The sequence below is a fragment of the Sphingomonas sp. CFBP 8765 genome (genome assembly GCF_014841445.1).
Taxonomy (GTDB): domain Bacteria; phylum Pseudomonadota; class Alphaproteobacteria; order Sphingomonadales; family Sphingomonadaceae; genus Sphingomonas; species Sphingomonas aerolata.
This window is the reverse complement of the sequence record NZ_JACYTY010000002.1, coordinates 77,807-103,164: the sequence shown is the minus strand read 5'-3', so window position 1 is coordinate 103,164 and position 25,358 is coordinate 77,807. Positions and strand designations below refer to the sequence as shown.

29 protein-coding genes are annotated in these 25,358 nt (G+C 68.6%); 9 read left to right on the top strand and 20 right to left on the bottom strand.

The annotated features are described in order from the left end of the window. The first annotated feature begins 11 nt into the window (after positions 1-11). Entirely contained in the window at positions 12-1,154 is a 1,143-nt protein-coding gene (locus IFT87_RS04975) for an MFS transporter (RefSeq protein ID WP_192007782.1), read from the top strand. Further along, positions 1,151-1,927, top strand: coding sequence for a histidinol-phosphatase (hisN, locus tag IFT87_RS04970; RefSeq protein WP_037528617.1), 777 nt, complete (start codon positions 1,151-1,153; stop codon positions 1,925-1,927). The genes IFT87_RS04975 and hisN overlap by 4 nt, the downstream gene beginning before the upstream one ends. Positions 1,928-1,950: 23 nt before the next feature. Here hisN and IFT87_RS20830 read toward each other — a convergent pair whose 3' ends face one another. Further along, complete coding sequence (locus IFT87_RS20830) at positions 1,951-2,118, bottom strand: hypothetical protein (protein WP_192008215.1); 168 nt, start codon at positions 2,116-2,118, stop codon at positions 1,951-1,953. On the opposite strand from IFT87_RS20830, the gene IFT87_RS04960 reads away from it, so the two are divergent. Further along, the gene (locus IFT87_RS04960; RefSeq protein ID WP_157840490.1) at positions 2,100-2,525 is read left to right on the top strand and encodes an MmyB family transcriptional regulator; all 426 of its coding nucleotides are present in this window, start codon (positions 2,100-2,102) and stop codon (positions 2,523-2,525) included. The genes IFT87_RS20830 and IFT87_RS04960 overlap by 19 nt on opposite strands. An 81-nt stretch (positions 2,526-2,606) precedes the next feature. Here the strand turns inward: IFT87_RS04960 and IFT87_RS04955 are convergent, their stop codons facing one another. After that, positions 2,607-3,119 (bottom strand): TlpA family protein disulfide reductase, encoded by a 513-nt coding sequence (locus IFT87_RS04955; protein ID WP_320481761.1) that lies wholly within the window; start codon positions 3,117-3,119, stop codon positions 2,607-2,609. A gap of 139 nt (positions 3,120-3,258) precedes the next feature. On the opposite strand from IFT87_RS04955, the gene argH reads away from it, so the two are divergent. The 5 genes from argH to IFT87_RS04930 are packed head-to-tail and all read left to right on the top strand — an operon-like array spanning position 3,259 to position 7,866. Further along, the gene (gene argH / locus IFT87_RS04950; protein ID WP_031439736.1) at positions 3,259-4,626 is read left to right on the top strand and encodes an argininosuccinate lyase; all 1,368 of its coding nucleotides are present in this window, start codon (positions 3,259-3,261) and stop codon (positions 4,624-4,626) included. Then, complete coding sequence (locus IFT87_RS04945; protein ID WP_031394336.1) at positions 4,623-4,874, top strand: hypothetical protein; 252 nt, start codon at positions 4,623-4,625, stop codon at positions 4,872-4,874. Before argH ends, IFT87_RS04945 begins: the two co-directional genes overlap by 4 nt. 12 nt (positions 4,875-4,886) lie before the next feature. Continuing rightward, on the top strand, positions 4,887-6,149 hold the full coding sequence (gene lysA / locus IFT87_RS04940) for a diaminopimelate decarboxylase (RefSeq protein ID WP_031439737.1): 1,263 nt from the start codon (positions 4,887-4,889) through the stop codon (positions 6,147-6,149). After that, the gene (locus IFT87_RS04935; protein ID WP_192007781.1) at positions 6,146-6,916 is read left to right on the top strand and encodes an NAD(P)-dependent oxidoreductase; all 771 of its coding nucleotides are present in this window, start codon (positions 6,146-6,148) and stop codon (positions 6,914-6,916) included. The genes lysA and IFT87_RS04935 overlap by 4 nt, the downstream gene beginning before the upstream one ends. Next, positions 6,913-7,866 (top strand): zinc transporter ZntB, encoded by a 954-nt coding sequence (locus IFT87_RS04930; RefSeq protein WP_107931217.1) that lies wholly within the window; start codon positions 6,913-6,915, stop codon positions 7,864-7,866. The genes IFT87_RS04935 and IFT87_RS04930 overlap by 4 nt, the downstream gene beginning before the upstream one ends. Positions 7,867-7,870: 4 nt before the next feature. On the opposite strand, the gene IFT87_RS04925 is transcribed toward IFT87_RS04930, so the two are convergent. The 18 genes from IFT87_RS04925 to IFT87_RS04840 form a co-directional block, all read right to left on the bottom strand. Beyond that, positions 7,871-8,263: a flagellar export chaperone FliS gene (locus tag IFT87_RS04925; protein ID WP_037528697.1), complete on the bottom strand. Its 393-nt coding sequence runs from the start codon at positions 8,261-8,263 to the stop codon at positions 7,871-7,873. Continuing rightward, positions 8,263-9,777 (bottom strand): flagellar filament capping protein FliD, encoded by a 1,515-nt coding sequence (gene fliD, locus IFT87_RS04920; protein WP_037528694.1) that lies wholly within the window; start codon positions 9,775-9,777, stop codon positions 8,263-8,265. The genes IFT87_RS04925 and fliD overlap by 1 nt, the downstream gene beginning before the upstream one ends. A 51-nt stretch (positions 9,778-9,828) precedes the next feature. Beyond that, entirely contained in the window at positions 9,829-10,968 is a 1,140-nt protein-coding gene (gene flhB / locus IFT87_RS04915; protein WP_037528692.1) for a flagellar type III secretion system protein FlhB, read from the bottom strand. Continuing rightward, positions 10,968-11,741, bottom strand: coding sequence for a flagellar biosynthetic protein FliR (gene fliR, locus IFT87_RS04910; protein WP_037528690.1), 774 nt, complete (start codon positions 11,739-11,741; stop codon positions 10,968-10,970). Before fliR ends, flhB begins: the two co-directional genes overlap by 1 nt. Positions 11,742-11,745: 4 nt before the next feature. After that, positions 11,746-12,015 carry a flagellar biosynthesis protein FliQ gene (gene fliQ, locus IFT87_RS04905; protein WP_031395965.1) on the bottom strand — a complete coding sequence of 90 codons (270 nt, stop codon included), beginning with the start codon at positions 12,013-12,015 and terminating at the stop codon, positions 11,746-11,748. Positions 12,016-12,118: 103 nt separating this feature from the next. Continuing rightward, entirely contained in the window at positions 12,119-12,994 is an 876-nt protein-coding gene (fliP, locus tag IFT87_RS04900; RefSeq protein ID WP_037528688.1) for a flagellar type III secretion system pore protein FliP, read from the bottom strand. Beyond that, on the bottom strand, positions 12,991-13,245 hold the full coding sequence (locus IFT87_RS04895; RefSeq protein ID WP_031394023.1) for a flagellar biosynthetic protein FliO: 255 nt from the start codon (positions 13,243-13,245) through the stop codon (positions 12,991-12,993). Before IFT87_RS04895 ends, fliP begins: the two co-directional genes overlap by 4 nt. A gap of 4 nt (positions 13,246-13,249) precedes the next feature. Next, positions 13,250-13,552, bottom strand: coding sequence for a flagellar motor switch protein FliN (fliN, locus tag IFT87_RS04890; RefSeq protein WP_031394024.1), 303 nt, complete (start codon positions 13,550-13,552; stop codon positions 13,250-13,252). Then, a complete protein-coding gene (locus tag IFT87_RS04885) occupies positions 13,549-14,499 on the bottom strand; it encodes a flagellar motor switch protein FliM (RefSeq protein WP_031441299.1) in 951 nt (316 codons plus the stop codon). Before IFT87_RS04885 ends, fliN begins: the two co-directional genes overlap by 4 nt. 3 nt (positions 14,500-14,502) lie before the next feature. Then, on the bottom strand, positions 14,503-15,129 hold the full coding sequence (locus tag IFT87_RS04880; RefSeq protein WP_037528685.1) for a flagellar basal body-associated FliL family protein: 627 nt from the start codon (positions 15,127-15,129) through the stop codon (positions 14,503-14,505). Between the two features lie 17 nt (positions 15,130-15,146). Continuing rightward, positions 15,147-16,997, bottom strand: a complete 1,851-nt coding sequence (locus tag IFT87_RS04875; RefSeq protein WP_192007780.1) for a flagellar hook-length control protein FliK — start codon at positions 16,995-16,997, stop codon at positions 15,147-15,149. Between the two features lie 34 nt (positions 16,998-17,031). Continuing rightward, a complete protein-coding gene (locus IFT87_RS04870) occupies positions 17,032-17,457 on the bottom strand; it encodes a hypothetical protein (RefSeq protein ID WP_342211130.1) in 426 nt (141 codons plus the stop codon). After that, on the bottom strand, positions 17,450-18,775 hold the full coding sequence (locus tag IFT87_RS04865) for a FliI/YscN family ATPase (protein ID WP_192007777.1): 1,326 nt from the start codon (positions 18,773-18,775) through the stop codon (positions 17,450-17,452). The genes IFT87_RS04870 and IFT87_RS04865 overlap by 8 nt, the downstream gene beginning before the upstream one ends. After that, positions 18,776-19,570, bottom strand: coding sequence for a FliH/SctL family protein (locus IFT87_RS04860; RefSeq protein WP_192007776.1), 795 nt, complete (start codon positions 19,568-19,570; stop codon positions 18,776-18,778). After that, positions 19,563-20,567, bottom strand: a complete 1,005-nt coding sequence (gene fliG, locus IFT87_RS04855) for a flagellar motor switch protein FliG (RefSeq protein WP_031394705.1) — start codon at positions 20,565-20,567, stop codon at positions 19,563-19,565. Before fliG ends, IFT87_RS04860 begins: the two co-directional genes overlap by 8 nt. After that, positions 20,567-22,258 carry a flagellar basal-body MS-ring/collar protein FliF gene (gene fliF / locus IFT87_RS04850; protein WP_192007775.1) on the bottom strand — a complete coding sequence of 564 codons (1,692 nt, stop codon included), beginning with the start codon at positions 22,256-22,258 and terminating at the stop codon, positions 20,567-20,569. The genes fliG and fliF overlap by 1 nt, the downstream gene beginning before the upstream one ends. Positions 22,259-22,262: 4 nt before the next feature. After that, a complete protein-coding gene (gene fliE / locus IFT87_RS04845) occupies positions 22,263-22,625 on the bottom strand; it encodes a flagellar hook-basal body complex protein FliE (protein ID WP_037530804.1) in 363 nt (120 codons plus the stop codon). After that, the gene (locus IFT87_RS04840; RefSeq protein WP_037530808.1) at positions 22,622-23,938 is read right to left on the bottom strand and encodes a sigma-54 interaction domain-containing protein; all 1,317 of its coding nucleotides are present in this window, start codon (positions 23,936-23,938) and stop codon (positions 22,622-22,624) included. Before IFT87_RS04840 ends, fliE begins: the two co-directional genes overlap by 4 nt. 243 nt (positions 23,939-24,181) lie before the next feature. Here IFT87_RS04840 and IFT87_RS04835 point away from each other — a divergent pair, with 243 nt between their 5' ends. Then, a complete protein-coding gene (locus tag IFT87_RS04835; RefSeq protein ID WP_037530810.1) occupies positions 24,182-24,991 on the top strand; it encodes a flagellin N-terminal helical domain-containing protein in 810 nt (269 codons plus the stop codon). Positions 24,992-25,358 lie beyond the last annotated feature (367 nt).

Sequence of the window (25,358 nt, the reverse complement as noted above, 5' to 3'; positions counted from 1 at the left end):
GATACCCGCCAGTGACGATTCAAAATTCCAGGGCGCGCCTTGCGACGCGCCTGGCCTTCCTCGTGTCCGGCTTCGGGCTCGCCTGTTGGGCGCCGCTCGTTCCACTTGCCAAGCAGAGGCTGGCGATCGGGGACGGATCGCTCGGGCTGCTGCTGCTGTGTCTCGGTCTCGGCTCGGTGGGCGCGATGCAGCTTGCGGGGCCGCTGACCTCGAAGCTCGGCGCGCGACCGGCGATCCTCGTCGGCGGCATCGGGCAGGCGATCCTGCTGCCCTTCCTCGCCTTTGCGCCCACGGTGCCGACCATGGCGGTCGCGCTGCTGCTGTTCGGCGCGTTCCTCGGCGTGATCGAAGTCGGCATGAACGTGCATGCGGTCGAAGTGGAAAAGCAGGCCGGCACGCCGCTGATGTCCGGGTTTCACGGGTTGTTCAGCGTCGGCGGCTTCGTCGGATCGGCGCTGTTGACTGCCGTCCTGTCGTTGAAGATCAGTCCGGTCGCCGGGGTCGTCGCAGCATCGGTCCTGATGATCGCGACGCTCGCATTGGCCGCGCCCCGGCTGATCCCGACCCCCAGGACCGAGGAGGCCCCGCTGGTCGTGATCCCGCGCGGGATCGTGATCCTGCTCGCGGCGCTCGCGGCGATCACCTTCCTGACTGAAGGCGCGATGCTCGACTGGGGGGCGTTGCTCCTGAGCGGCAAGGGCCTGCTACCGGTCACGCAGGCGGGACTGGGCTACAGCGTCTTCGCGGTCGCGATGACCGCCGGCCGCCTGACCGGCGACGCGATCGTCGCGAGGCTCGGGGATCGGCGGACGATGCTGTGGGGCGGGCTGCTCTCGCTGCTCGGCTACGGCGTCATGCTGCTCGCGCCGGTCGCACCGGTCGCGCTCCTGGGGTTCCTGCTGATCGGTCTTGGCGCGTCGAACGTCGTGCCGATCCTGTTCCGCCAGGCCGGCACGCAGACCGTCATGCCCGCGGGTCTCGCGGTCGCCGCGGTCACGACGATCGGTTACGCGGGAATCCTCGCCGGTCCCGCCGTGATCGGCTTTGTCGCGCAGGGCATCGGCCTGCCCGCCGCCTTCTGGCTGCTCACAGCCCTTCTTTGTCTCGTGCCGCTGTGCGCGAAGGCCGCCACCGCCAACGGGCGTAGATCATGATCCTTCCCGACACCGCCTTCCTGCATCGCCTTGCCGACCTTGCCGATGCCGAGACGATGCCCCGCTACCGCACCGACATCGCGGTCGATACCAAGGTGAAGGAGGGGTACAGCTTCGACCCCGTGACCGAGGCGGACCGGGAGGCGGAAGTCGCGATCCGCGCCGAGATCGGTGCGCATTTCCCCGACCATGCCATCCTCGGCGAGGAATTCGGGCTGACGGGCAACGGGCGTGTTCGATGGGTGCTCGATCCGGTCGACGGCACCCGCCCGTTCATCTGTGGCCTGCCCGTCTGGGGGACGTTGATCGGGCTGACGGTCGACGGCCGGGCCGAGCTGGGGATGATGAGCCAGCCCTTCACGCGCGAACGCTTCTGGGCGGATCGCGACGGTGCCTGGACCGAGCGGGACGGTGTGCGCCGCCCGCTGGCGACGCGCGACGTCGGCAGCCTTGATCGCGCGATCCTGCACACCACCTCGCCCGAGCATTTCGGCGACGACCTCGCGCCCGGTTTCGCACGATTGAAGGCGGCGGTGCGGATGATCCGTTATGGTGGCGAATGCTATGCGATGGCGATGATCGCCGCGGGCCGGATCGACCTCGCGATCGAGCCCTCGCTCCAGCCCTATGACATCGTCGCGCTGATCCCGATCATCGAGCGCGCGGGCGGTGTCGTCACGCGCCTGGACGGCGGCAGGGCCGAGGAAGGCGGCGCGGTGCTGGTCGCCGCGACTCCGGCACTCCATGCCGAAGCGTTGCGGATCCTGGGATGACCGCTTCCTCGCCGCCCGTGGTGTCACGTCCTGCCCGTCATCGCGCGGATGTCGGCGTGCAGCGTCGGCCCGTCGGGGTTCCAGCCCAGCCGCTCGCGGGTCAGCGCGCTCGACGCCGACATGTCCTTCGACACGAAGGCAGCGAGCCAGCCGAAATGCGCGCCGGCTTCGTCTGCGCTTACCGACGTCACGGGCAGGCCGAAGGTTTCGCCGATCGTCTCGGCAATCGCGCGGTAGGGAATCGCTGTTCGAGGTCGGCCAGTTCGTCACCGAGCTGTGCGCGACCAGTCCCGAATTCGCGGCTTTATGGGCGGACAATGACGTGCGCTTCCACGGCGAGGGCACCAAGCGGCTGCACCACCCCGTTCTGGGCGCGATGGAGTTAGAATATTCGGGCTTTGCGGTCGATGGTCGTCCGGACCTGGGGAAGATCGTCTACAACCCGGTCGATCCCGATATGGCCGATCGCATCCGCGCGATACTCGGGCTAGTCAGCAAGCAGCCAGCAGGAGTTTTGTATCTGGCGTCGGATGTTCAGCAAGATCCCGATGGCGAGATGAGGCGCACGGACGAGATGCAGAACAAGGTACACGCGTGATACGGGGTACGCTTGCCCTGCATGCCGACGACGCGCCCGTCCAGCTTTCGCGGCAAAGCGGTGCGTCGTCGTGCGGGGCGTTCAGCGGGCTTCGGCGATCAGCTTTGCGGCGGCGGGGGTGTTCCATTCATAGCCGCCCAGCATTCGCCAGACTTCGCGCCCGTCCGAATCGTAGAGGATCGTGGTCGGCAGGTTCGCCTGATAGGCGATGCTGAGCGAGGCCTTGGAGTCGAGATAGGGTTTCAGCGTCGTGAACGCCTTTTGCGCGAAGAACGGCGTGACCTTCTCGGCACCCTGAAGGTCCTGGCTGACCGCGATGACCTGGACCTTGTCCTTCAGGCTGCCCGCGACCGCATCGAGCGTTGGCATCTCGGCGACGCAGGGCGCGCACCAGGTCGCCCACAGGTTGAGCAGCAGCGGCTTGCCCTCGAAGCTGGCGAGCGTGACGGACTTTCCATCGGGGGCGGTGAAGCTTGACGTCGGCCCCGTCTCGCCCTTGTGGCTGCGGTCGATCTTGTCGACCGGGGCGACGGGGGTGCCGGTCGCTTCGTCGGGCGAGGCCGCGACTTCGTCCGATGCGGCGCCATTGCCCATCGCGGCGCCTGCCGCGTTTGCTTGCTCCGGAGCCGGCGATTTCCTATCGCAGCCCGCAATCAGCATTGCGCTACCCAGGAGACAGACGATCGACGCCCTTGAGAGCAGAGAAGGGGAGGACATGGACGGCTCCAATGCGATGTGGGGTGGACGCTTCGCCGAGGGTCCGGCCGCGGTCATGCGGGAGATAAACGCCTCGATCCCCTTCGACAAGCGACTGTGGAAGCAGGACATCGCCGGCTCCAAGGCGCATGTCGCGATGCTCGGCGCGCAGGGTATCGTCTCGCCCGACGACGCCGCGACGATCGCCGCGGGTCTCGACCGGGTTGCGGCGCACTATGCCGCCAATGGCGTCGCCGAGGACCTCGTCCTCGAGGATATCCATATGCAGACCGAGGCGCGGCTGGCCGAGGCGATCGGTCCGGTCGCGGGGCGTCTGCACACCGCGCGGTCGCGCAACGACCAGGTCGCGACCGATTTCCGGCTCTGGGTCCGCGATGCGATCGACCAGGTGCTGGCGGCGCTCGGCGGATTCCAGGCGGCGCTGCTCGTGCGGGCCGAGGAGCATGCCGCGAGCGTCATGCCGGGGTTCACGCATCTGCAATCCGCGCAGCCGGTGACGCTCGGCCATCACCTGATGGCGTATCACGCGATGATCGCGCGCGACGTCAGCCGGTTCGCCGATGCACGCGTGCGGATGAACCGCTCGCCGCTTGGCTCGGCGGCGCTGGCGGGGACGGGGTTCCCGATCGACCGCGAAATGACCGCGCATGCGCTCGGCTTCGACGGGCCGATGACCAACTCGCTCGACGGGGTCAGCGACCGCGACTTCGCGCTCGATTACCTCGTCGCGGCCACGCAGTGCGCGTTGCATCTGTCGCGGCTGGCGGAGGAGTTCGTGCTCTGGGCGTCGCAGCCCTTCGGCTTCGTCGCGCTCAGTGACCAGTGGTCGACGGGCAGCTCGATCATGCCGCAGAAGCGCAATCCCGATGCCGCCGAGCTCGTGCGCGGGCATTCTGGGCGGATCATGGGCTGCATGACCGCGCTGATGGTGACGATGAAGGGCCTGCCGCTCGCCTATTCGAAGGACATGCAGGACGACAAGCCGCCCGTGTTCGAGGCGCATGACCTGCTCGCGCTGTCGATCGCGGCGATGACCGGGATGGTCGAGAGCGCGACGTTCCGGACCGAGCGGATGCGCGCGGTGGCCGAGGCGGGCTTTGCGACCGCGACGGACCTTGCCGACTGGCTGGTGCGCGAGGCGGGGCTGCCGTTCCGCGAGGCGCATCACGTGACCGGGCGTGCGGTGAAACGCGCGGAGGATCTGGGCATCACGCTCGACGCTTTGTCGATCGGGGATCTGAAAGCGATCGATGCGCGGATCGACGACCGGGTGTACGGCGTCTTGTCGGTCGATGCGTCGGTCGCCAGCCGGACCAGCTTCGGCGGCACCGCGCCCGACAATGTTCGCGCCGCGATCCGCGCCGCACGGGAGACGAGCGAATGACACGCCTGATCCTTCTCGCCGGGCTGACCCTGTCGGGTCTGTCGCTGACCGCCTGCGGGGCGGCTGACGGGCTCGAACCCGCGCCCGGCAAATCGCTGCCGGTCGCGCCTTACGGGGCGAAGACGACACCGACGCCGACCGCGCTGCTGACGCCGACGCCGCAGCAGCGCCCCGAACGCAGTGATGAATTGCTCACCAGCTCGCGCGAGCGGCGGAGCGACGAATTCAACCTGCCGCCTTCCAACTGATCACAGGCCAGCATGGACCATTTCCACTATCGCGACGGCGTCCTTCATGTCGAGGACGTCGCGCTTTCCGCGATCGCCGAGGCGGTCGGGACGCCCGTCTATGTCTATTCGACCGCGACGTTCCGCCGTCACGCGCAGGTGTTCCGCGACGCGCTGAAAGGCGCGGGGCGTGTGCATCTGGCCTATGCGATCAAGGCCAATCCGAACGTCGCGGTGCTGCGCGTCCTGGCCGATGAGGGCTACGGCGCGGACGTGGTGTCGGCGGGCGAGATGGCGCGCGCGCTGGCGGCGGGTATCCCCGCGTCGGACATCGTGTTTTCGGGCGTCGGCAAGACCCGCGACGAGCTCGCCCGCGCGCTTGATGCCGGGATCGGCCAGTTCAACCTCGAGCTCGAGGAGGAGGGCGAGGTGCTCGCCGCACTCGCCCGCGATCGCGGCATTCGTGCACCGGCGGTGCTGCGCGTGAACCCCGATGTCGATGCCGGCACACACGCCAAGATTTCGACCGGGCGTAAGGAGAACAAGTTCGGCGTGCCGATCGACCAGGCGCCGGCGATGTTCGACCGGTTGTCGGAGCATGAGGGGCTCGATCTGCGCGGGGTGGCGATCCATATCGGCAGCCAGCTCGCGGATCTCGCCCCGCTCGAGGCGGCCTATGCGCGGATCGGCGAACTCGTCGCCGAACTACGCGCGGCGGGGCACGTCATCAGCCGGGTCGATCTGGGCGGCGGTCTCGGCGTACCGTACAAGCCCGACGACGTGCTGCCGAGCCCGGCCGACTATGGCGCGATGGTCGCGCGTGCGACCGCGGGCTGGGACGTCGAGCTGATGTTCGAGCCGGGGCGCGTGATCGCAGGGAACGCCGGCGTTCTGCTGACCAAGGTCATCTGGGTGAAGCCCGGCGTGACCAACCCCTATGTGATCGTCGATGCGGCGATGAACGACCTCGCGCGTGTCGCGATGTACGACGCCTATCACGACTTCGTCGCGGTGGAGCCGGGCGGCGAGCGGATGACCGCGAACATCGCCGGGCCGGTCTGCGAGACCGGCGACACCTTCGCGATGGGGCGCGACATCGACGTCGTGAAGTCGGGCGATCTGGGCGTGTTCCGCACCGCAGGCGCGTACGGCGCGACGATGGCGTCGACCTATAACAGCCGCGCCCTAGTGCCCGAGGTGCTGGTCGATGGCGACCGGTTCGCGGTGGTCGCCGACCGGATCGAGCCCGAGACGATTCTGGCGGCCGAGCGCGTGCCCGAATGGCTCAAGCGGTGAGCCTGCACAGCCTGCCGCTGTTCGTGCGGCTGGCGGGCCGCCCGGTCATCCTGCTGGGCGAGGGCGAGGCGGCGGACGCGAAACGCCGGCTGCTCGACCGCGCCGGCGCTCACGTCGTCACCGATGAGGCCGCCATGGCCGCGCTGGCGATCGTCGCGATCGACGACGAGGCGGAGGCGCTCGCGGCGGTCGCGCGGCTGAAGGCGCGCGGTGTGCTCGTCAACGCGGTCGACCGGTCCGAGCATTGCGACTTCACGCTGCCCGCGATCGTCGACCGCGAGCCGGTGCTGATCGCGATCGGGACCGGCGGCGCGTCGGCCGGGCTGGCGGCGGCACTGCGGCAGCGGCTCGAGGCGCTGGTGCCGGCGGATCTGGGCGGGCTGGCAAGCGCACTGCAGCGCGCACGCGGGGCGATGCGCACGCGCTTCCCCAATAGCGGCGCCAGACGGCGTGCGCTGGCCGATGCGCTCGCGCCGGGGGGCGTGCTCGATCCGCTCGGATCGTCGCGCGACGTGGCCGGCTGGCTGGCAGGGGGATCGGTACAGGACGGGACGATCGTCCGGATGACACTCGCATCGCGTGATCCCGATGATCTGACATTGCGACAGGCGCGGGCGCTCGCCAGCGCGGACCGCGTCTATCACCGCAGCGACGTGCCGCCGGCGATCCTCGATCGCGCGCGCGCGGATGCCGCCCGGATCCCGTGCGATGCGCCGCCTGATGCGCAGGGTTCGGGGCTGGTCGTCGATGTGGCGATGCGCGCGTGAGCGGGTTCGGGTTCAAGGTCGCTGACGGAGTCGCGTCGCGGCTCGCGGTCGAGGCGGCGCCCGCCGCGAGCGGTGACCTGGTCTGGGTCCATCTGTCGACCACCGAGGACGAGGCGCAGGCCTGGCTTCGCAACGAGGCCGGGCTCGAATCCTATGTGATCGACGCACTGACCGCGACCGAGACGCGGCCGCGTTGCGAGGCGGTCGGCGAGGGGGCGTTCCTCAACCTGCGCGGGCGGACGAACGAGGAGATGGATTCGTCCGACCTGCTCGCGTCGCTGCGCATCTGGGTGGTCAAGGGACGCGTCTATTCGCTGACGCGCAAGCCGCTGGTCGCGATCCCGCTGGTTGAAAAAGAGGTTGAGGCGGGGCGGGTGCGCGATCCCGGCGACCTGATCACCGCGTTCGCGACCGCCATCACCACCGATCTCGACCCCGAGGTGGCGGCGCTGGGCGACGAGCTCGACGATTGCGAGGAGCGGCTCGACGCCAAGCATGTCTTCGCCCTGCGCCGCACCGTCAGTGAGGTCCGCGTGGCGGCGATCAGCTATCGCCGGTTTCTCAATCCGCAGCGTGCCGCGCTCGAGAAATTGGCTGCGTTGCCCGGCGACTGGCTGCGCGACGACGACCGGCTGCACCTGGCGGCGGCGGCGGACCGCGCGGCGCGGATGGCCGAGGAGCTCGAATCGATCCGCGAGCGATCCGCGCTGACGCACGAGGCGCTGACCGACCTGCGCGCGGAACAGATCGACAATCGCTCGCTGATCATCTCGGTCGCGGCGATGGTGTTCCTGCCGCTGACGTTCCTGACCGGGCTGTATGGGATGAACGTGAAGGGGCTGCCCTTTGCCGAAGAGCCCTGGGCGTTCGATGCGATCGCGGGCGGCTGCCTGGTGATCGCGCTGGGTATCGTGATCTACTTCGTCCAGCGGCACTGGTTCGAACGGTAGCGGCTCAGGCCGCGCTGGCGGTGCGCCAGGCCTGCGCGATCTCGTCGAGCGTGTCCGCGGTGGTGCGGAAGACCGAGCCGTCCTGGCCGACCGAGGCGTCGACGATCGTCCGGCGCGCGCCTGCATAGAGCCGCGCGAGCGTTTCCGACACCGCGCCGCCGCGGTCGAAATCGAGCCCCGCTTCGAGCGCGAACAGGATCGCGGTCGCGCGCGTCACGCGGTCGCTCTTGGTCGCATATTGGCGGTTGTCGGAGGCCCAGGCGGCGGCACGCAGCGCCGCGACGAGTTCCTTGTAGAGCAGCTGGACGAGGCCCGGGCCATCGGTCGTGGTGCGGCCGACCGCGTCGATCTGGCGATAGGTGGCGAACGGGTCGCGTGTGAGGGTGGTTGCGTACATCACGAGTCGCTCTTGTTCCAGGCGGCGATCTGGTTGGTGAGGAAGCTCTGGATCGACTTGTACGACGACACGCGCGAATTCATGCTCGAGAATTGCTGCGTCAGGCGGGTGGTCATCGCCGCGGATTGATCCGCGATCTTGGCCTCGGCATCGGCGATCGCGGACTGTGCCGCGGTGTAGCGCGTCTGCGAGGCGCCGAGCCCGATCGTCGTGTTGGTCGCGCTGGTCGTGATCGCGTTCAGCACCGCGCCAAGCCCGGCCTTGCCGTCCGCCGAGCCGTTCAGCATCGTCTCGATCGCGGTCGAATTGGTCAACATCGCGTTCGACAGCGCGGCGGCATCGACGCGCAACGTGCCGTCACGATTGGTCGCGACGCCGATCTGCGCGAGCGTCGTCGGGCTGCCGCCACCGGTGTCGCCCGACAGCGGCGCCAGCGTCAGCGCCTTGAGCGACGACAACAGCGTCTTCGCCGCCGGGTCCGCGCGCAGCACGCCGGTCACCGGGTCGGTCTGCTCGGTCAGCGTCGCCATGACCTGGTTATAGGTCTCGACGACGTCGGATACCGCCTGCGACAGCGCGCTGGTCGGCGTCGTGCTGCCTAGCGTGACGGGGCCGGTCGACACGGCGTTGAGCTGCAGTTTGACGCCCGTCACCAGGTTGTTGATCGTGTTGCTCGCGCGCTCGACCGCGATCCCGTCGACGGTCAGCTTGGCATTCTGTGCAGCCGCCGTGACGCTGGTGTTGGTCGCGCCGGGACCGACATTATAGGCGGCCAGCTTGCCGCTCGTATCCGTCGTCGCGTTCAGCGTGAACGCCTGCGACGCGCCTGTCGCGCCCTTCATCGACAGATAAGCGCTGCCGTTCGAATCGGTCACGACCGAGGCTGTGATCCCTGCGCCTTTCGCGTTGATCGCCGCGGCGATCCCGTCGAGGCTGGCGTCGGTGACGTCGATGGTCACCGCCGTGCCGCCGCCCGCGGTGAAGCCGGTCATCTTGGTGCCTGCCGCGTCATAGGTGGCGGTGCCGAAATTGAGCGTGAAGCTGCCCGAGCCGATCACCGCGGTGCGATCGGCGACCGCGGCGGTGGTGCGGATGGTCTGCGCGCCGGCGAGCTGGTTCACAGAGATGGTCGACGACAGCCCCGAGACCTTCGCGCCCGCCAGCGCGCTGACGCCGAGCGCGGCGGTATTGGAGCTGGTCGGCTGGCTGGTCAGCGTGCCGCCCTTCACCAGCGCGGCATAGGCGGTCGAGAAGCCCGAGATCGCGCTCTTGAGCGTTGCGAGCCCCGAGATCTGCGTGGTGATCGTCTTCGACTTGGCGGTCAGCTGCGCGGTCTTGGCCGCGAACTGCGCCTCGACCAGCGAGGGCACCAGGCTTGCGGTGTCGATCCCCGAGCCGGCATTGAGCGAGGTCAGCAGCGACTGCGCCGCGTTCTTCGTCACGCTCGCCGCGGTCGGCGTCGGCGTGGCCGCCGGGGTCGGCGTCGCGGTGCTGCTCGTCGTCGAAATTGCCATGCCGGAATCCTTGCGCGCTCGAATGGAATAACGACCGCGGCCGCCGGATCTTTAGGGAAGTTTCACGCCGTTTTCGTCGAACCGCGCATCGACCGGCACGGTGATCGCGGGCTGCGGCATCGGCGTGCCGCCCGCCGCCGCGTTCAGCCCGAAGACGAAGGCGAGGACGGTCGCGATCGCCATGTACAGGTCATCGCGAACCTCCTGGTTCTCCTTGCTCGTATAATAGACGGCGCGCGCGAGCAGCGGATATTCGAGCACGGGTACGCGGGTCTCCGCGGCGAGTTCGCGGATCGCCAGCGCGGTCGCGCCGCGGCCCTTGGCGACGACGACGGGCACCTGGTCCTTGCCGCGATCATAGCGCAGCGCGACCGCGAAATGCGTCGGGTTGGTCAGGATGACGTGCGCCTCGCCGACCGCCTTGCGCATATTTCCGCTGGCCATCGCGCGCATCTTGGCACGCTGCTGACCCTTGGCCTCGGCATTGCCCTCATTGTCCTTGTGCTCGTCCTTCACCTCCTGTTTCGACATGCGCATCTTGCCGAGGCGGCGGATGATCTGGATCGGCACGTCGATCCCGGCGATCGCGACGAGCCCGAATGCCATCGCGATCAGGATCGACGAGAAGGTCCCGCCGAGCGTCGTCAGCGCCTGGTTGAGATCGGCGGACGAGGCGAGCCCCATCGTCGTATGCGATGCCTGCCACAGCATCCAGCCGCCGATCGTGCCGAGCAGTGCGACCTTGAGCAGCGACTTGCCGAGCTCGATCCAGCCGGTCGGGCCGAAGATCCGCTTGAGCCCCGAGGCGGGGTTGATGCGCGTGAATTTGGGCGCGAGCAGCTTGCCGTTGAAGCCGAGCGAGCCGAGCCCTGCCTGGCTGAGCACCGCGGCGACTAGGCTGACCACGAACAGGGTGACGAGCGAGGGCGCGAGCTTCCACCCCGCCTCCTGGAGCGGGCGCCAGGGCGAGAAATCCTCGACGTCCGCGCGCCCGAACTGGAAGCTCGACGCCATCACCGCCTTGCACGCGGCGATCAGCGAGGGGCCGGCATATATCAGCCAGGCGACGCCCGCGAGCATGCTGAGCGCGGTGGCAAAGTCGCGCGAGCGGAGGATGTCGCCCTTCTCGACCGCATCCTTCTTGCGCTTGTCGGTCGGGGCTTCTGTCTTTTCGCCGAATTCGTCCGCCATCAGCCGAGCACCAGGCTCTGCGTGGCTTCGAGGCCTTCGCGGATGATCACGACCATATAGTCGCCCATCGCCGGGAAGCCGACCGCGAGCGCGACGACGCCGACCGCGAGGCTCGCGGGCAGGCCGACCGAGAACAGGTTGAGCGCGGGTGCGGCGCGGCTGATCATGCCGACGACGATGTTGAGGCACAGCAGCAGGAAGCCGACCGGCAGCGCGAGCAGCAGCCCGGCGAGAAACGCATAGCCGCCGAAGAACGCGATTCCCCGCAACCGGTCGACGCCCAGCCATGCGGCGCCGGGCGGCATCACGTCATAGCTTTTAACGAGCATCTCGACGAGCACGAGGTGGCCGTCCATCGACAGGAACAGCAAGGTCAGCATGATCGAGAAGAACTGGCCGAGCGCGGGGCTCGACCGGCCGTTCTGCGGATCGACCGACGAGGCGAAGCCGAGGCCCATCGACCCGCCGATGATTTCGGCGGCGATCACCGGCGCGGCGAACGCGATCTGCAGCACGAAGCCGAGCGCGAGCCCGACCAGCGCTTCGGCGGCGACCGCAAGTACGGTCGCCGTCGCGAAGATCTGCGCGGGTGGCTGGACCGGGTGCGCGGCGAGCACGAGGAAGCCGATCGCGCCCGACAGCGTGACGCGGACCGTGACGGGCACCGACACGTTGCCGAACACCGGCGCGGCGATGAACGTTGCGCCGATCCGCACCATCACGAAGATCAGCGCCCAGAGCTGCGGCTCGATCGAGAGGCCGAAGCCCAGCACCTGCCTATTTCACCAGATCGGGAATGCGTTCGAAGATGCTGACGGTGAAGTCGCTCAGCAGCCCGAGGATCAGGCTGCCGAAGATCATGATCGACACCGCGACGACGAGCAGCTTGGGCACGAACGACAAGGTCTGTTCGTTGATCGACGTCGCCGCCTGGATCATGCCGAGAATCAGCCCCGCCAGCAGCGCCGGGATCAGGATCGGCGCGCTGGCGAGCGCCAGCACCCACATCGTCTGGTTGGCGATGGTCAGGAAATATTGCGCGTCCATGGCTTATAATGCTTCCGTTCGCCCTGAGCAAAGTCGAAGGGCCTGGGACTCATGTGCTTCGACTGCGCTCAGCACGAACGGGAGTGTGGGGGCGCTCACCGGGTCAGGTCGCGAACGAGTTGGCGAGGCTGCCCATCGTCAGCGCCCAGCCGTCGACGAGCACGAACAGCAGCAGCTTGAACGGCATCGAGATGATCGTCGGCGACAGCATCGCCATGCCCAGCGACATCAGCACGGTCGCGACGACGAGGTCGATGACGATGAACGGCAGGAAGATCAGGAACCCGATCTGGAACGCGGTCTTGAGTTCCGAGGTGACGAACGCCGGGAGGAGCACCGAGAAGGGGATGTCGCGCGGCGACGCATAGGGGCCCGACTTCGCCATTTCGGCAAACATCGTGACGTCCTTGATCCGCGTCTGCTTGACCATGAACGCGTGGAGCGGGACGCCCGCGGTCGTGATCATCTGCGTGCCCGCGAGCTGGCCCGCGGCATAGGGCTGGATCGCGGTCGTGTTGATCTGGGTGATCGTCGGCGCCATGATGAAGAAGCTGAGGAACAGCGACAGGCCGAGCAGCACCTGGTTGGGCGGCGTCTGCTGCAGGCCGAGCGCCTGGCGCAGGATCGCCAGCACGATGATGATCCGCGTGAAGCTGGTCATCATCAGCAGGATGCCCGGCAGGACCGTGAGCAGCCCCATGATGATGAGGACCTGCAGCGACAGCGACAGCGAGCCGCTCTGCCCGCTATTGCCCGCCGCCTGGCCGCCGAGCTGGCCGAGCGCGCGGTCGACCGCATCGCCGACCGCGGGGCTGGCGGGGGCGGGGACGGCCTGCGCGAAGGCGGGCATGGCGAGGAACAGGGCGACCAGCAGCGCGAGGCCGACCCACAGCCACGCAGCGCCACGCGACTGCGTCCTGGCCTCTACAGCGGTAATCAGCGCCGGGCCCGACCCCTTGCGCGTAACGATCAGGCTCATGCGTCGACCTTGTCGATCAGGTGCACGCCGCCGCGACCGACCGAGACGAGCAGCCGGCGGCCCTCGAAATCGATCACCGCGAGGCGCAGGCCCGGCGAGATCATCATCGTTTCCTTGACGCCGATCAGCCGCGACGTGGGCTTGCCTGGCATGCGGCTCTCGAACTTGCGCCACAGCAGCAGACAGCCGACCATCAGCCCGCAGACGAGCGGCAGGAGGATGACGAGTTTCAGGATATAGGACCAGAGCATCGGATCAGCCGCGCGCCGCGAGCGACTTGTCGGGGCTGACCAGCTCGGTCATCCGCACCCCGAACCGCTCCCCGACGGTGACGACCTCGCCACGACCGATCAGCGTGCCGTTGACGAACACGTCGAGCAGCTCGTTGGCCTGGCGATCGAGCTCGATCACGCTGCTCTCGCTCAGCGCGAGCAGTTCGCGCAGCGTCAGGCTGGTCGAGCCGATCTCGACGGTCAGCTTGACGTCGACGTCCTGGAGCAGCCTGAAATTGGCGGCCACGGCGGCGTCGACCGGAAAAGTACCGGCCATGTCGGTCATGCTGCGAATCCTTCGTCGATACGGGTAATGGAGGTGAGCTGGATGGCCGCGAAGCCGTTGGACGTGCCGACCGTGCCGCAGCCAAGCCGGTCGTTGCCGACCATCACGGGGACGTCGCCCGAGATCGTGATCGGGATCACGTCGCCGGGTTTCAGGTCCATCAGCATCTGCAGCGACACGACGGGTTCGGCGAGCACCGAGCGGATCGGGAAGCGGATGTTCATCGCCGCGCGTGTCAGCTCGTTGCGCCAGGCCGGATCGGGCTCGGCGGTCTTGCCGAGCACCTTGGTGGTGAGCGACGGCGCGTGCGGCTTGAGCGCGGTGACCGGGTAGACGAGGTCGAGAAAGACCGGCTTGCCCGCCCCCGTCGCCAGCCCGAAGCGGGTGACGATCATCGCATCCTCGCCGTCGAGCTCGGCGATCATCGCCGGGTTCACCTCGACACGGGTCGGCTGGAACTCGAACCGTGCCATCGGCTCCCACGCGGTCTTGAGCGGGGTCGCGATCAGCTGGCCGATCCGCGCGATCATCGCCTCGCCCGCGGGCGAGAATTCGGCTGGCAGCACCGGTGGCACCGCGCCCGTCCCGCCGAAGAACAGGTCGAGCAGCTCGAGGATGAACCGCCCGTCCATCACGCACAGCGCCTGCGCGGCGCCCGGCGTCATCACCATCGGCAGCCAGGCGATCAGCCCGTCGCCGCGCTCCGCCCGATAATCGGCAAAGCGCTGGACGACGAGCGGCTCGGCCCAGCTGCGCACTTCCTGGCGCAGCATCGGCTCGAACACGCCGCGCAACGTCCGCGCGAACCGGGCGGACAGATGCTGCAGCGTGTGCAAATCACCGAAGGGATTGAGCTTGGCCGACCCCAGCATGCCCGAATGGGCCGCCTGGGGACGATCGCGCTCGCGCCGCTCGCGCATCGTCGTGTCTGGGGGGGCGTTAACCATGCCTCACTGAACGACGAAACTGGTAAAGTAAACGTTACCGATCCCCCCGAAACCTTCCTTCTGCTTGAGCGTGGCATTGATTGCCTTGGCCAGTTCACCCTGCAATTTGCGCTTGCCCTGCGCGGTGAAGACCTCGTCTTCGGTCGCCTCGCCGAGCGCCATCAGGATCGCGGAGCGGACCGCGATCTCGTTGGTCTTGAGATGGTCGATGACGCTGTTGTCATAGGGCGTCGAGACGGCGACGCCGACCTGGATGAAATGCGCGCTGTCCTGGAGGTTGGCGGTAAATTCCTTCTCCAGCGCATAATAGGTCGACGCATAGCGGTCGCCGCCCTCGCCCGCAGGCGGCGCCATGCCGTGATTCTCGGGTGCGGCATCCTCGCCGCCGCCATGTCCGCCGCCTTCGCCGTCCCCTTCGGCCCCGGCGGACTTCTGCTCGCTTTTCGGAATGAGCTTGGGCTTGCCGTCATCGGCCGCGGCATGGCCGCCGCCGATCAGCCCCGCGCTCGAGGCATAGACGCCCGCCCCGACGCCGCCGCCCACCAGGACGAGCAGCGCGACGCCGCCGATGATCATCTTGCCCATCTTCCCCTTCTTCTTGGGCACGGGGGCTTCGCTCTTGTCGCTCATCTACGCAGTCCTTCGGGTCAGGCGAGTCGGGTGTCGGTGGAATCGGTATCGGCAGCGGTCGCGATTCCGGCGCGGGCGCGCGAAGGCGCCGAAGGCTGGTGCGGCGTCGCAGCTCGCTGCTGCTGCTGGCCGGCGCCGGTATCGACGTTGCTCTGCGACAGCTTCAGCCCACGGGCATCGGCGAGTTCGGCGAGCCGGGGTTGCGCCTCCTGCAACAGGCTGCGCGTGGCGGCCTGTTCGGCGGCGAAATGCACATGCAGCGTATCGCCGTCCTTGCGGACCGAGACGTCGATCGTGCCGAGCGCATCGGGGATCAGGCGGATCCGCGTATCGGTCGCATTCGCCGCGTCGCGCAGGATATCGATCCGCTCGATCATCGCGCTCGGCCAGCGCTCCTGCCGCATGTCGAGCGGCGGCTGTGCGTTCGTGGTCGGGGCGAGCGCGTGAACGGTGCCGGCGGCGGTGAGCGGGGCGAGCAGCGTCGTGTCGTCCCGTAGGCGGGGCTCGTCACGGCGCTGCGCCGCCGCCTGGATCGCGGCGCCGAAGACCTGCGCGGCGGAGGCAACGGTGCCGGGTTGCGGCTGTGTGGCGGCGGCGGGCGGCTGCTGCACGACGAGGGTCACGGGTGGTGCGCCGTCGCGTGACGACCATCGCGGTGGCAGTGTGTCGATGCTCGCGGAGTCCGCGGTAACTAGGGGTGCGAGGCCTTGGGCGATTGCTTCTCCCTGTACTGGCGTTGCTGACGCCGGCGTTTGTGCGGGCACGGTGACGGCGGGCGGCAGTGCCGGAGCCTGAGCCGGCGCGCCTGGCGCCGGCGATGGCATGACCGTGCCATTGAAAGCGGCGGGCGGCGGCAAGGCTTCCCCTGCTGGCCGGCTGGGGGTGTCGGGAAGCGCGACCGGGCGGGTGCCCGACAGGATTGCGGCGGCGACCTGGAAATCGGAAGCCGCGGCAAACGTCGGGCGTGCGCCGGGAGGCGTCGGCGGGGAACTGCTGCTTGGCGTCTCATCGACGACGGTCGCATCCGCCGTCGCTGGCGCGGTGATCCCGGACTGAAGGGCAGGAGGCTTCATTGCGGCGTCGGGCGCAAACGCGGCGGGTAGCGGCTCTGACACAGTCGAGAAAAGGGGAGCCTGTCGCCCGCCGGGCATGTTCGACCTGGCGAACGCGTCTCCCGCCAACGTTGCCGTGCCGATCCCATCTTCGGGCAGCGTTGCCTGCGGTGCGGCGGGCGTTAGTGGTTGGGGGGCATCGATCACGACCGGCACGGCGATCGGGGTTGCCTCCGGGATGGTCGCGTGCTCTGTCGGTGTATCGTCGGTGGCGTCGAAATCGCGCGGACGTTTCGTCGTGGTCGGGCGTTCGGTGCCGCGCAGGCTGATCCGGATGACGCGCTCCGGCGGCGGCGGAAGCCGGTTTTCGACCGGGTCCGGGCCTTCGATCGGCACGTCGCCACCGCCGCCGACCAGCGACGACGCAAGCGGCGATTTCACCGGCGTGAGCGCGGACGTGCCCAATGCGGCCGGCGGGAGCGCGGCCGCCGCTACGGACGCCGGTACCTCGGCGGTAATTTCCACTGTTGCCGCGACTAGCGGCGGGGGCGCCGCGACCGGCACTTGAACAAAGGCGACGCCCGGCGACCAGAACGGCAGTGTTTCGGTCTCGGCGGCGGCATCCGGCAAGGGCTTGCCGCCGCTGACCGCCGGTTGCCGGGTGATGCTATCGGCCGGTGCGACGTCGGCCACCAGCCCGGTGTCGAGCAGCGCAGCCAGCGTGTCGCCGAAATCACCCGCGGACTCACCGCCCGCTACGCGTGGCGCGGCCGTAAGGGCGAGGCCAGGAGGGGAGGCAAGCGCGGGCAGAATCATGCAATCTCTCGAATAGGGCGGTGTCAGCCCGTACTCAGCAAGGATCGTGCCGGATCTTCCTGACGGCCGGTGCCTCCTCGAGCGCGCGCAGCTCCCGGATGACTGCATCGGCCTGTGCGCGCGCGATGAGCTTTTCGACCGCACTCTGGTCGCGCTGTGCGGCGCGGGTCGCGTCGGTGGCACGCGCGACCTGATATTCCGCCGACCGGACGCGCTCGACCGCGGCGTCGGCGGAGTGTTGCAGGCGTTCGCGGTAATGCGCCGACGCCCCCAGCGAGACCGCGACCGCGGTCTGTTCCACGGGAGCGACGGCGGTGGCCAGGCCTGTAATCCGGGTGGACAGCGCCTGTTCGCTCGCGGCTTTGTCGTGCGCGCGGGCTTCGTCGGCACGGGTCAGGCCGAGCTGCAAGGTCCGGACGCGGTGGATCCGTGCCAGCGTCTTGGCGCGGGCGTCAGCCACCGAAGACACCAACCAGCTCGGCAACGGCATCGCCCAGCGACACCTTCTCGTCCGAATCCTGGCGGATATACTCCATGATCGCGCCGTGGCAGGCGATCGCATTGTCGATCGCCGAGTCGGCACCCGCACGATAGGCGCCCATCAGCACGAGGTCGCGATTCTCCTCATAGGTCGCCAGATTGCGGCGCAGTACGCGCGCGGCCCTGACATGCGGCGCGTCGGCGATGTCGGTCATCACGCGGCTGACCGAGGGGCCGATGTCGATCGCCGGATAGACGCCGCGCTCGGCCAGCTGGCGGCTCAGCACGATATGCCCGTCGAGGATCGAGCGCGCCGAATCGACGACCGGGTCGTTGCCGTCATCGCCGTCCGCCAGCACGGTATAGATCGCGGTGATCGACCCGCCGGTATGGACGTCGACGCCCGCGCGCTCGATCAGGTTCGGCAGCATCGCGATGGCGGACGGCGGATAGCCCCGTGCGGAGGCGGGTTCGCCGAGCGCGAGGCCGATCTCGCGGCCGGCATGCGCGACGCGGGTCAGCGAATCCATGATCAGCAGGACCTTCTTGCCCTCGTCGCGAAACCCTTCGGCGATCGCGGTGGCGCGCAGCGCGCCGCGGATGCGGAGCACGGGCGAGTGATTGGCGGGCACCGCGACGACGACCGAGCGTGCGCGGGCGGCGCCGGCGACCTTGGTCTCAAGAAAGTCGGCGACCTCGCGGCTGCGCTCGCCGATCAGCCCGATGACGATCACGTCGGCCTGCGCGGCGCGGACGATCATGCCGAGCAGCACCGACTTGCCGACGCCCGACCCCGCCATGATGCCGACGCGCTGACCCTGGCCGATCGTCAGCAGGCCGTTGATCGCGCGCACGCCCACGTCCATCGGCTGAAGCACGCGGCCACGGTCGAGCGGCGACTGGAGCTTGCCCGCGAGCGGCCAGCGGCCGGCCCCGCGGATCGGACCGAGGCCGTCGATCGGCTTGCCCGCGCCGTCGACGACGCGACCGAGCAGCGCTGCGCCGACCTCGGCCTCGCCCGGAGGGCCGATCGGTTTGACCGGCGCGCGCGGCAGGAGCGCGGCGGGACCACCGAGATTCATCATCAGCGTACGCCCGTTACGAAAGCCGATCACCTCCGCCTCGACGCTCGCGCTGCCCTCGCCGACCTTGCACACGGTGCCGACGGGCAGGGTCAGCCCGACCGCTTCCATCAGCAGCCCGTCGAACGAGGCGAGTCGACCCGACACCCTGGGGGCCGCGACGAAATCGGCGTTGGCGAGCGTTTCGAGATAATCGGCGGTGAAGCGATTCAGCACTCAGGCGGCTTTCGCGGGCACCGCGACGCGGTCGATCGCGCTGGCGAGCTGGTCGAGCCACATGGCGGGGCCGTCCTCGACGATAGTCGACGCGCTTTCGAGCACGAAGCTGCCGCGGGCGACATTGGGGTCACCAGCGGCAAAGATCGACTTGGGCAGCGTGCCCTCGATCAGTGCGACGTCGTCGGGATGCAGGCGCAGCAACGCGGCCTCGGCGGAATCAGCGAGCAGTTCGGTCGCGGATTCGATCCGTCCGGCGAGCAGCTCTGGCGAGATGCCGATCTCGCCGACCAGCTTGCCGACCAGCAGCAGGACGGTCTGACGAAGCTGCGTCGCGACCCGGTCGCGGTCGAGCCGGTCGGTGGCGAGCGCGGCGGCGAGCGAGGCGAGCAGCGCCTGGTCGCGCGCGGCATTCCCCTGTGCCACCGCGGCTGCGGCGGCGAGGCCCTCGGCATAGCCGGCGGCATGCGCGGCGGCGAGCGGATCGAGAAAGCTCTCGGTCTCGCTGGCGGGATCGAGCGGATCCCAGCCCTCGGTCGGATTGCTGTCCTTGTCGGCGGGACTGAAATGCTTTGGCCCAGTGGCCGGCGCGCTCGGGGTGGGCGTCGGTGTGGGTGCGGCGCCCTGCGGCGCGAACCCGGTCGCCCGGCGCGGCGCGGCGGAGACACGATCGCGGATATCGGCAGCGGCAAAGCCCATTGGCGGCGCGAAGGCGTGCGCGAGCAGCTGCGCCGCGGTGTCGTGGCGCGCGGCGAAGCCCGCGACGAAACCGGATGCCCCGACAAACTTAGACATAGTCGTCCTCGCCTCCGCCCATCATGATCGTGCCGTCCTTGGCGAGCCCGCGTGCGGTCGCGATCATCGCCTTCTGCGCCTCGAGCACCTCGGCGAGCCGCATCGGTCCGCGCGACTCCATCTCGTCGCGAATGCCGTCGGCGGCGCGCGCCGACATGCAGCCGAGGAAGCGGTTGCGCACCGCCTCGTCGACGCCCTTGAGCGCCTTGGTGAGGATCTCGCCATCGACGTTGCGGATCAGCGTGCCTAGATTCTTGTCGTCGAGCTCGAGCAGGTTGTCGAACACGAACATCGCCTCCTCGATCGCCTTGGCGACGTCGCGGTCGATCTTGAACAATTTGGGCATGACGCGCTGTTCGGTCGCCTTGCGCGCGCCCGACAGGATCTTGGCCGCCTCGCGCGTGCCGCCCAGCGTCACGCCCTGGCCGCTCGACCCGGTGCCGGTGCGGTTGGCGAGCAGCGTGCGCAGCGTGTCGACCGCCTCGGGCGTGATCGGCCCGAGCCGGGCGATGCGGTGGAGGATATCGGGCTGGACCGCATCGGGCATCAGTTCGAGCACCTGGCCGCCGACTGACGCGTCGAGATTGGCGATTAGCACCGCGGCGATCTGCGGATGCTCCTTCTCGATCATCGCGGCGATCTCGCTCGCATCGAGCCAGTCGAGCAGTTCGAGCTCGCACGCCGCCTCGGCCGGGGTGATCCGTGCGAGCACGCTCTCGGCCTTTTCGCGGCCGAGCGCGCGGTTCATCACCGCCTCGATCTTGGGACGGGGGTCGAAGCCGATCGTCGTGCGCTCGCGTGCGCGGTCGACGAAATCGTCGAGCACCGTCTCGACCTCCTGCTCGGAGACATCGGCGACCTTGAACATCGCCGCGCCGAGCTGACGGACCTCCTCCGGGTCGAGCTTCTGAAGGATCGCGGCGGCTTCGTCCTCGCCCACCAGCATCATCAGCACGGCGGCACGTTCCACGCCGGTATAGGTGCGCAAGCCCTCCATCAGCGTGCGTCCGCCTTGATCATGTCGCGCACGGCGAGCGCGGCGCGGGTCGGATTGTCGCGGGTGAAGCCGCGGACCGCGCCGACCCGCTCGTCATAGCCGCGTGAGCTTTCGAGCTGGTCGAGGCTGACCGGGGGGATGACGACCGGACCGGTCAGGGCCTCGGCATCCTCGCTCTCGGCGCCTTCGATCGTCTGGCCGAAGGCGGGCCGCGGCGTCGCGTCCTCGCGCTTCGTCATCAGCGCCTTGGCGATCGGGCGAACGCCGAGGAGCAGGACGAGCAGCGCGATGACGATCGCGGTGCCGTTGCGCGCGAGTACCGGCAGCCACGCATTGTCGTACCAGGCGGGGCCGGTATCGGCGGCGGCATCGGCGCCGGCGAACTTGCGGCTGATCACCGTCACATTGTCGTTGCGCGTCTGATCGAAGCCGACCGCGCTCTTCACCAGGTCGGTGATCTGGTTGATCTCCATCGCGGTGCGGCGCGTCTTGTCGGGATCGCGGAGCAGCACCGCGACCGACAGACGCTTGACGCTGCCCGGGGTGGCGCGGGTCACCGACACTTCGCGGCCCAGGTCATAGGCGCGCTGATACTGGTCGGACTGCTTCATCGCGTCGGGGGCGGGGCCGCCGGCGACGGGCTGCGGCATGCCGGGATTGCCGGTCGCGGGCTGCGGTGCCTGGAGCGTGCTGGCGGCGGGCGGCGTGTTGCTGAGCGCGCCGGGGATGCCCCCCGGGGTCGCGGCGCCGTCCTTCTGGTTGCCGGTCCAGTTGCCCGTTTCGGCGCGCAGCACGCCCTGCTTGTCATAGCTTTCGCGCGTCGCCTGGGTCTCGTCGAGATTGACGTCGGCCTGGACCTCGGCGGTGAAGTTGCCGGCCCCCACCAGCGGGGTCAGCAGCTGGATCAGCTGGGTGCGGTACTTGTCCTCGACGCGACGCTGGATCTCGATCCGCTTGTCGCCCGCCGCGCCGACGCCGTCGACGCCGCCCGGCTTGGTCAGCAGCGCGCCCATCTGGTCGACGATCGTCACCGAATCGGGCTTCATGCCGGGTACCGACGATGCGACGAGGTTGATGATCGAGGCGACCTGTGCGTCGCTCAACGACCGGCCGCCCTGCAGTTTCAGGATCACCGAGGCCGAGGGCGCGGCATTGTCGCGGACGAACACCGAGGCTTCGGGCGTCGCGAGATGCACGCGCGCCTCGGCGACCGCGTCGATCTCCTCGATCGACCGGGCGAGCTCGGATTCGCGCGCCTGACGCAGGCGTTCGCCTTCCACCGCGCGGCTGACGCCCATCGGCAGCTGGTCGAGGATCGCGTAACCACCGGGTGCCGCCTTGGGCAGGCCCTGGCCGGCGAGCAGCATCCGCGCGCGCGAGTAATCCTCCTCGGCGACCGTCAGCGAACCCGTCGAATCGTCGATCCGGCTCTTGATGTTCGCGGTCGTCAGCGCGGAAGTGACCGCGGCCTTGTCGGCATCGGGCAGGTTGGTGAACAGCGTCTTCTGCGTCGGCGAGGACAGCGTCATCCACGCGAGCGCGGCGGCGGCGATCAGGCCGATCATCAGCACCATCGGCAGCGAGCGGCGTACCGCGGGCTGCGCGAAGGCGGACTTTATCTGTTTGAGCGGGTTAGCGAATTTCTCGGGGAGGCCATTGGCCGACGAAGCGGGGATGAGGGCAGTGCTCATATCATTACACCGGCATGCTCATGATGTCCTTGTAGGCGGACAGGAGTTTGTTGCGGACCTGCAGCGTCGCCTCGAACCCGACCGACGCCTGCTGGCGCGCTAGCATCACTTTGGCGATGTCGACGGTCTCGCCGCGCTCATAGCTTTCGCTGAGCTTGGCGGCCTGGGTCTGGCCCTCGTTCACGCTCTTCAGCGCGGTTTCCATCGTGTCGCCGAAGCTGACGGGTTTCGTCTCGGTCGGCGCGATGGTCGGGGCGGTCTGGCTGGCACGCGCGAGTGCCTGGTTGCGCTCGAGGATCTGCGAGCGCAGCGCCATGACGCGGTCGACGCTCATCGCGCCGCCGCCGATTCCGCTGACGCCGCTCATGCCGACATCACCCGGGCGAAGTCCTCACCCTGTTCGCGTGCCTTGGCGAGGCGATAGCGCAGCGTGCGCTCCGAAATGCCCAGCCGGCGCGCGGTCTCGATCCGGCTGCCGCCGCATGCCTTCAGCGTCTCGCGGATCGCCGCGAACTCGCTCATCTGGACAATGGTGCCCAACGTATCGGTCTGCGGTTCGGCGGGCGTCGCGGCAACGGGCACGAGCGGTTCGGCGATGGGCGCGACGACCGGCGCGGGGCGCGGGGCGAAGGTCATCGTCACCGGGCGATCGAACAGGATGTGACTCGCCTCGATCGTGTCGCCGCCGCAGAACAGCAGCGCGCGCTGGATCACGTTCTCGAGCTCGCGGACATTGCCCGGCCAGTCGTGCAGCATCAGCGCCTCGATCGCCGCGCGCGACGGCCAGGGAATGACGTTGCGGTTGCCGGCATGACGCAGGATCATCGTCGCGGCGAGCGCAGGGATATCCTGCGGCCGCTCGGCGAGCGACTTGGTGGTCAGCGGGAACACCGCGAGCCGGTAATAGAGATCGGCGCGGAACCGGCCGGCGGCGACCTCGCCCTGCAGGTCGCGATTGGCGCAGGCGATGACGCGGACGTCGATCGGCTGCGGCACGGTCGCGCCGAGCGGGACGACCTCGCGCTCCTGGAGCACGCGGAGCAGCTTGGCTTGAAGCGTCAGCGGCATCTCGGCAATCTCGTCGAGCAGGATCGTGCCGCCGTTGGCGGCGCGGAAAAAGCCCTCACCGCCCGATGACGCGCCGGTGAACGCGCCCTTCTGGTGGCCGAACAGCATCGCCTCAAGCATCGATTCGGGGAGTGCTGCGCAGTTGATTGCGATGAACGGGCCGGTCTTGCGCGGCGAACCATTGTGGATCGCGCGGGCCAGCACTTCCTTGCCGGTGCCGGTCGGACCGTTGATCAGCACGGTGATGTCGGCGGCGGCGACGCGCTCGGCGAGTGCGAGCAGCGCGAGCGATTCGGGGTCGGCGGCGGTCGGCATGTCGGGCCCGCCGATCAGCGCGCGGGCAAAGCCGTTGCCGACCGCAGTATCCTCGGCGGCAAAGCCGATCCGCGCGGGCGCGCCGCTGCGCGACGGGGTGACGCTGCGGCCTTCGGAGCCGATCACGACGGTGCGCGCGGGGTAGGCGACGGGCTCGCCCTCGGCGACGAGGAACAGGTCGTTCGCGCCCGGCTGTGCGGTGTCGAGCGATCCGATCCCGAAGCCCTGTGCACGCAGGGACGAGACGAGCGCATATTTGCGCGCCGTGACGGCAGCGGATGGAAAGATCGAGCGCATGAAGTCCCCCTGTGACGATTCGGGAATGCGGCCTTGAGGGTAAAGGCGCGGTTAAATCGTGCCGCGTCGCGGCAAACTATTTCCGGGCGCGTTCGCGCGCGCGTGTACGGGAGCGCGCCACGCCGGTGCGCGAGGGGCGGATTTTTTTTCCTAAAGCCCGGAGAAGCGCGGCCGTTACCCATCCTGACGGCTCGGTCCTTCGCCACGGGGGCGGCGGGGTAGCCGGCATGAAGGAGCTTAATCATGACTGTTATCGGGACCAACATCTCGTCGCTGCGCGCAGCTAGCGCATCGACCACCGCAAACGCTGCGCTGTCGACGGCCATGGAGCGTCTGTCCACCGGCAAGCGAATCAACTCGGCCAAGGACGATGCTGCAGGCCTCGCCATCGCATCGTCGATGACGGCGCAGATCAAGGGGATGAATCAGGCTGTCCGCAACTCGAACGATGGCATTGCACTTGCGCAGACTGCTGACGGCGCCCTCGGCGAGGTCACGAACATGCTGCAGCGCATGCGTGAGCTGTCGGTTCAGTCGGCGTCGGGGACCTATGACAACACCGATCGCGCAAATCTTCAGGCTGAAGTTGCCGAGCTTTCGGCGCAGATCACCAGCATCACTGACAATACGAAGTTTAATAAGGTCGCATTGTTTGGTACCGGGGACACGGTAATCAATATCCAGACCGGAGCGGGAAGCACCGATCAAGTTGCCCTGACGATCACTGGACTTGACCTCAGCACTGCAACAGACGCAGACATTTCCACTGCCGCTGGTGCCACTGCAGCCATCGGCCTCATCGACACGGCACTCGGCGCGGTGTCGACAACCCGTGCATCGCTTGGTGCAGGCCAGAGCCGCCTCGAGTCGGTCGTCAACAACCTGACGTCAAACTCGACGAACCTGTCGGACGCCAAGAGCCGCATCGAGGATGCCGATTTTTCGGCCGAGACGCAGGCGCTCGCCAAGGCGCAGATCCTGAGCCAGGCGTCGACCGCGATGCTCGCCCAGGCGAACCAGAGCCAGCAGGGCGTGCTGAAGCTGCTTCAGTAATCCGATCCCGGCGCCGGCACCGGCCCCCGATCGGGTGCCGGCGCCAGTCGGATCGCCTCCCGGTAAACGGGGCGCAGCGAACCCCGGTGGCCTCAAGGCCGCCGGGGTTTTGTGCATTGGGATGGCAGCGGGTCGGCTGAGCGAGGGTTGCCTTGCGCTATTTTCGCAATGGCGATCGGAGAGGCGGCGCGCATCCGCGCGGCGGCGGGATGATTCGCGGGCAACACATCATCGGCAATGTTCATACGCTCTATCCTCCCCCGCCAGAGGAAGGTGGCGCCAAAGGCGACGGAGCGGGGAGGACACGCAACAGCGGTTTTCCCTTTCCGCCCCCTCCGTCAGGCTGCGCCTGCCACCTCCCCCTTGG

What these genes read in the sequence shown, in the direction of transcription:
- IFT87_RS04895 (WP_031394023.1), bottom strand. Translation starts at nt 13,245, where the DNA reads ATGCTCTGGTCCTATATCCTGAAACTCGTCATCCTCCTGCCGCTCGTC.
- IFT87_RS04925 (WP_037528697.1), bottom strand. Translation starts at nt 8,263, where the DNA reads ATGTACGCAACCACCCTCACACGCGACCCGTTCGCCACCTATCGCCAG.
- fliQ (WP_031395965.1), bottom strand. Translation starts at nt 12,015, where the DNA reads ATGGACGCGCAATATTTCCTGACCATCGCCAACCAGACGATGTGGGTG.
- IFT87_RS04860 (WP_192007776.1), bottom strand. Translation starts at nt 19,570, where the DNA reads ATGTCTAAGTTTGTCGGGGCATCCGGTTTCGTCGCGGGCTTCGCCGCG.
- fliG (WP_031394705.1), bottom strand. Translation starts at nt 20,567, where the DNA reads ATGGAGGGCTTGCGCACCTATACCGGCGTGGAACGTGCCGCCGTGCTG.
- hisN (WP_037528617.1), top strand. Translation starts at nt 1,151, where the DNA reads ATGATCCTTCCCGACACCGCCTTCCTGCATCGCCTTGCCGACCTTGCC.
- IFT87_RS04875 (WP_192007780.1), bottom strand. Translation starts at nt 16,997, where the DNA reads ATGATTCTGCCCGCGCTTGCCTCCCCTCCTGGCCTCGCCCTTACGGCC.
- fliD (WP_037528694.1), bottom strand. Translation starts at nt 9,777, where the DNA reads ATGGCAATTTCGACGACGAGCAGCACCGCGACGCCGACCCCGGCGGCC.
- IFT87_RS04955 (WP_320481761.1), bottom strand. Translation starts at nt 3,119, where the DNA reads ATGGGCAATGGCGCCGCATCGGACGAAGTCGCGGCCTCGCCCGACGAA.
- lysA (WP_031439737.1), top strand. Translation starts at nt 4,887, where the DNA reads ATGGACCATTTCCACTATCGCGACGGCGTCCTTCATGTCGAGGACGTC.
- IFT87_RS04880 (WP_037528685.1), bottom strand. Translation starts at nt 15,129, where the DNA reads ATGAGCGACAAGAGCGAAGCCCCCGTGCCCAAGAAGAAGGGGAAGATG.
- flhB (WP_037528692.1), bottom strand. Translation starts at nt 10,968, where the DNA reads ATGGCGGACGAATTCGGCGAAAAGACAGAAGCCCCGACCGACAAGCGC.
- IFT87_RS04945 (WP_031394336.1), top strand. Translation starts at nt 4,623, where the DNA reads ATGACACGCCTGATCCTTCTCGCCGGGCTGACCCTGTCGGGTCTGTCG.
- argH (WP_031439736.1), top strand. Translation starts at nt 3,259, where the DNA reads ATGTGGGGTGGACGCTTCGCCGAGGGTCCGGCCGCGGTCATGCGGGAG.
- fliP (WP_037528688.1), bottom strand. Translation starts at nt 12,994, where the DNA reads ATGAGCCTGATCGTTACGCGCAAGGGGTCGGGCCCGGCGCTGATTACC.
- IFT87_RS04885 (WP_031441299.1), bottom strand. Translation starts at nt 14,499, where the DNA reads ATGGTTAACGCCCCCCCAGACACGACGATGCGCGAGCGGCGCGAGCGC.
- fliF (WP_192007775.1), bottom strand. Translation starts at nt 22,258, where the DNA reads ATGAGCACTGCCCTCATCCCCGCTTCGTCGGCCAATGGCCTCCCCGAG.
- fliN (WP_031394024.1), bottom strand. Translation starts at nt 13,552, where the DNA reads ATGACCGACATGGCCGGTACTTTTCCGGTCGACGCCGCCGTGGCCGCC.
- IFT87_RS04835 (WP_037530810.1), top strand. Translation starts at nt 24,182, where the DNA reads ATGACTGTTATCGGGACCAACATCTCGTCGCTGCGCGCAGCTAGCGCA.
- fliE (WP_037530804.1), bottom strand. Translation starts at nt 22,625, where the DNA reads ATGAGCGGCGTCAGCGGAATCGGCGGCGGCGCGATGAGCGTCGACCGC.
- IFT87_RS04840 (WP_037530808.1), bottom strand. Translation starts at nt 23,938, where the DNA reads ATGCGCTCGATCTTTCCATCCGCTGCCGTCACGGCGCGCAAATATGCG.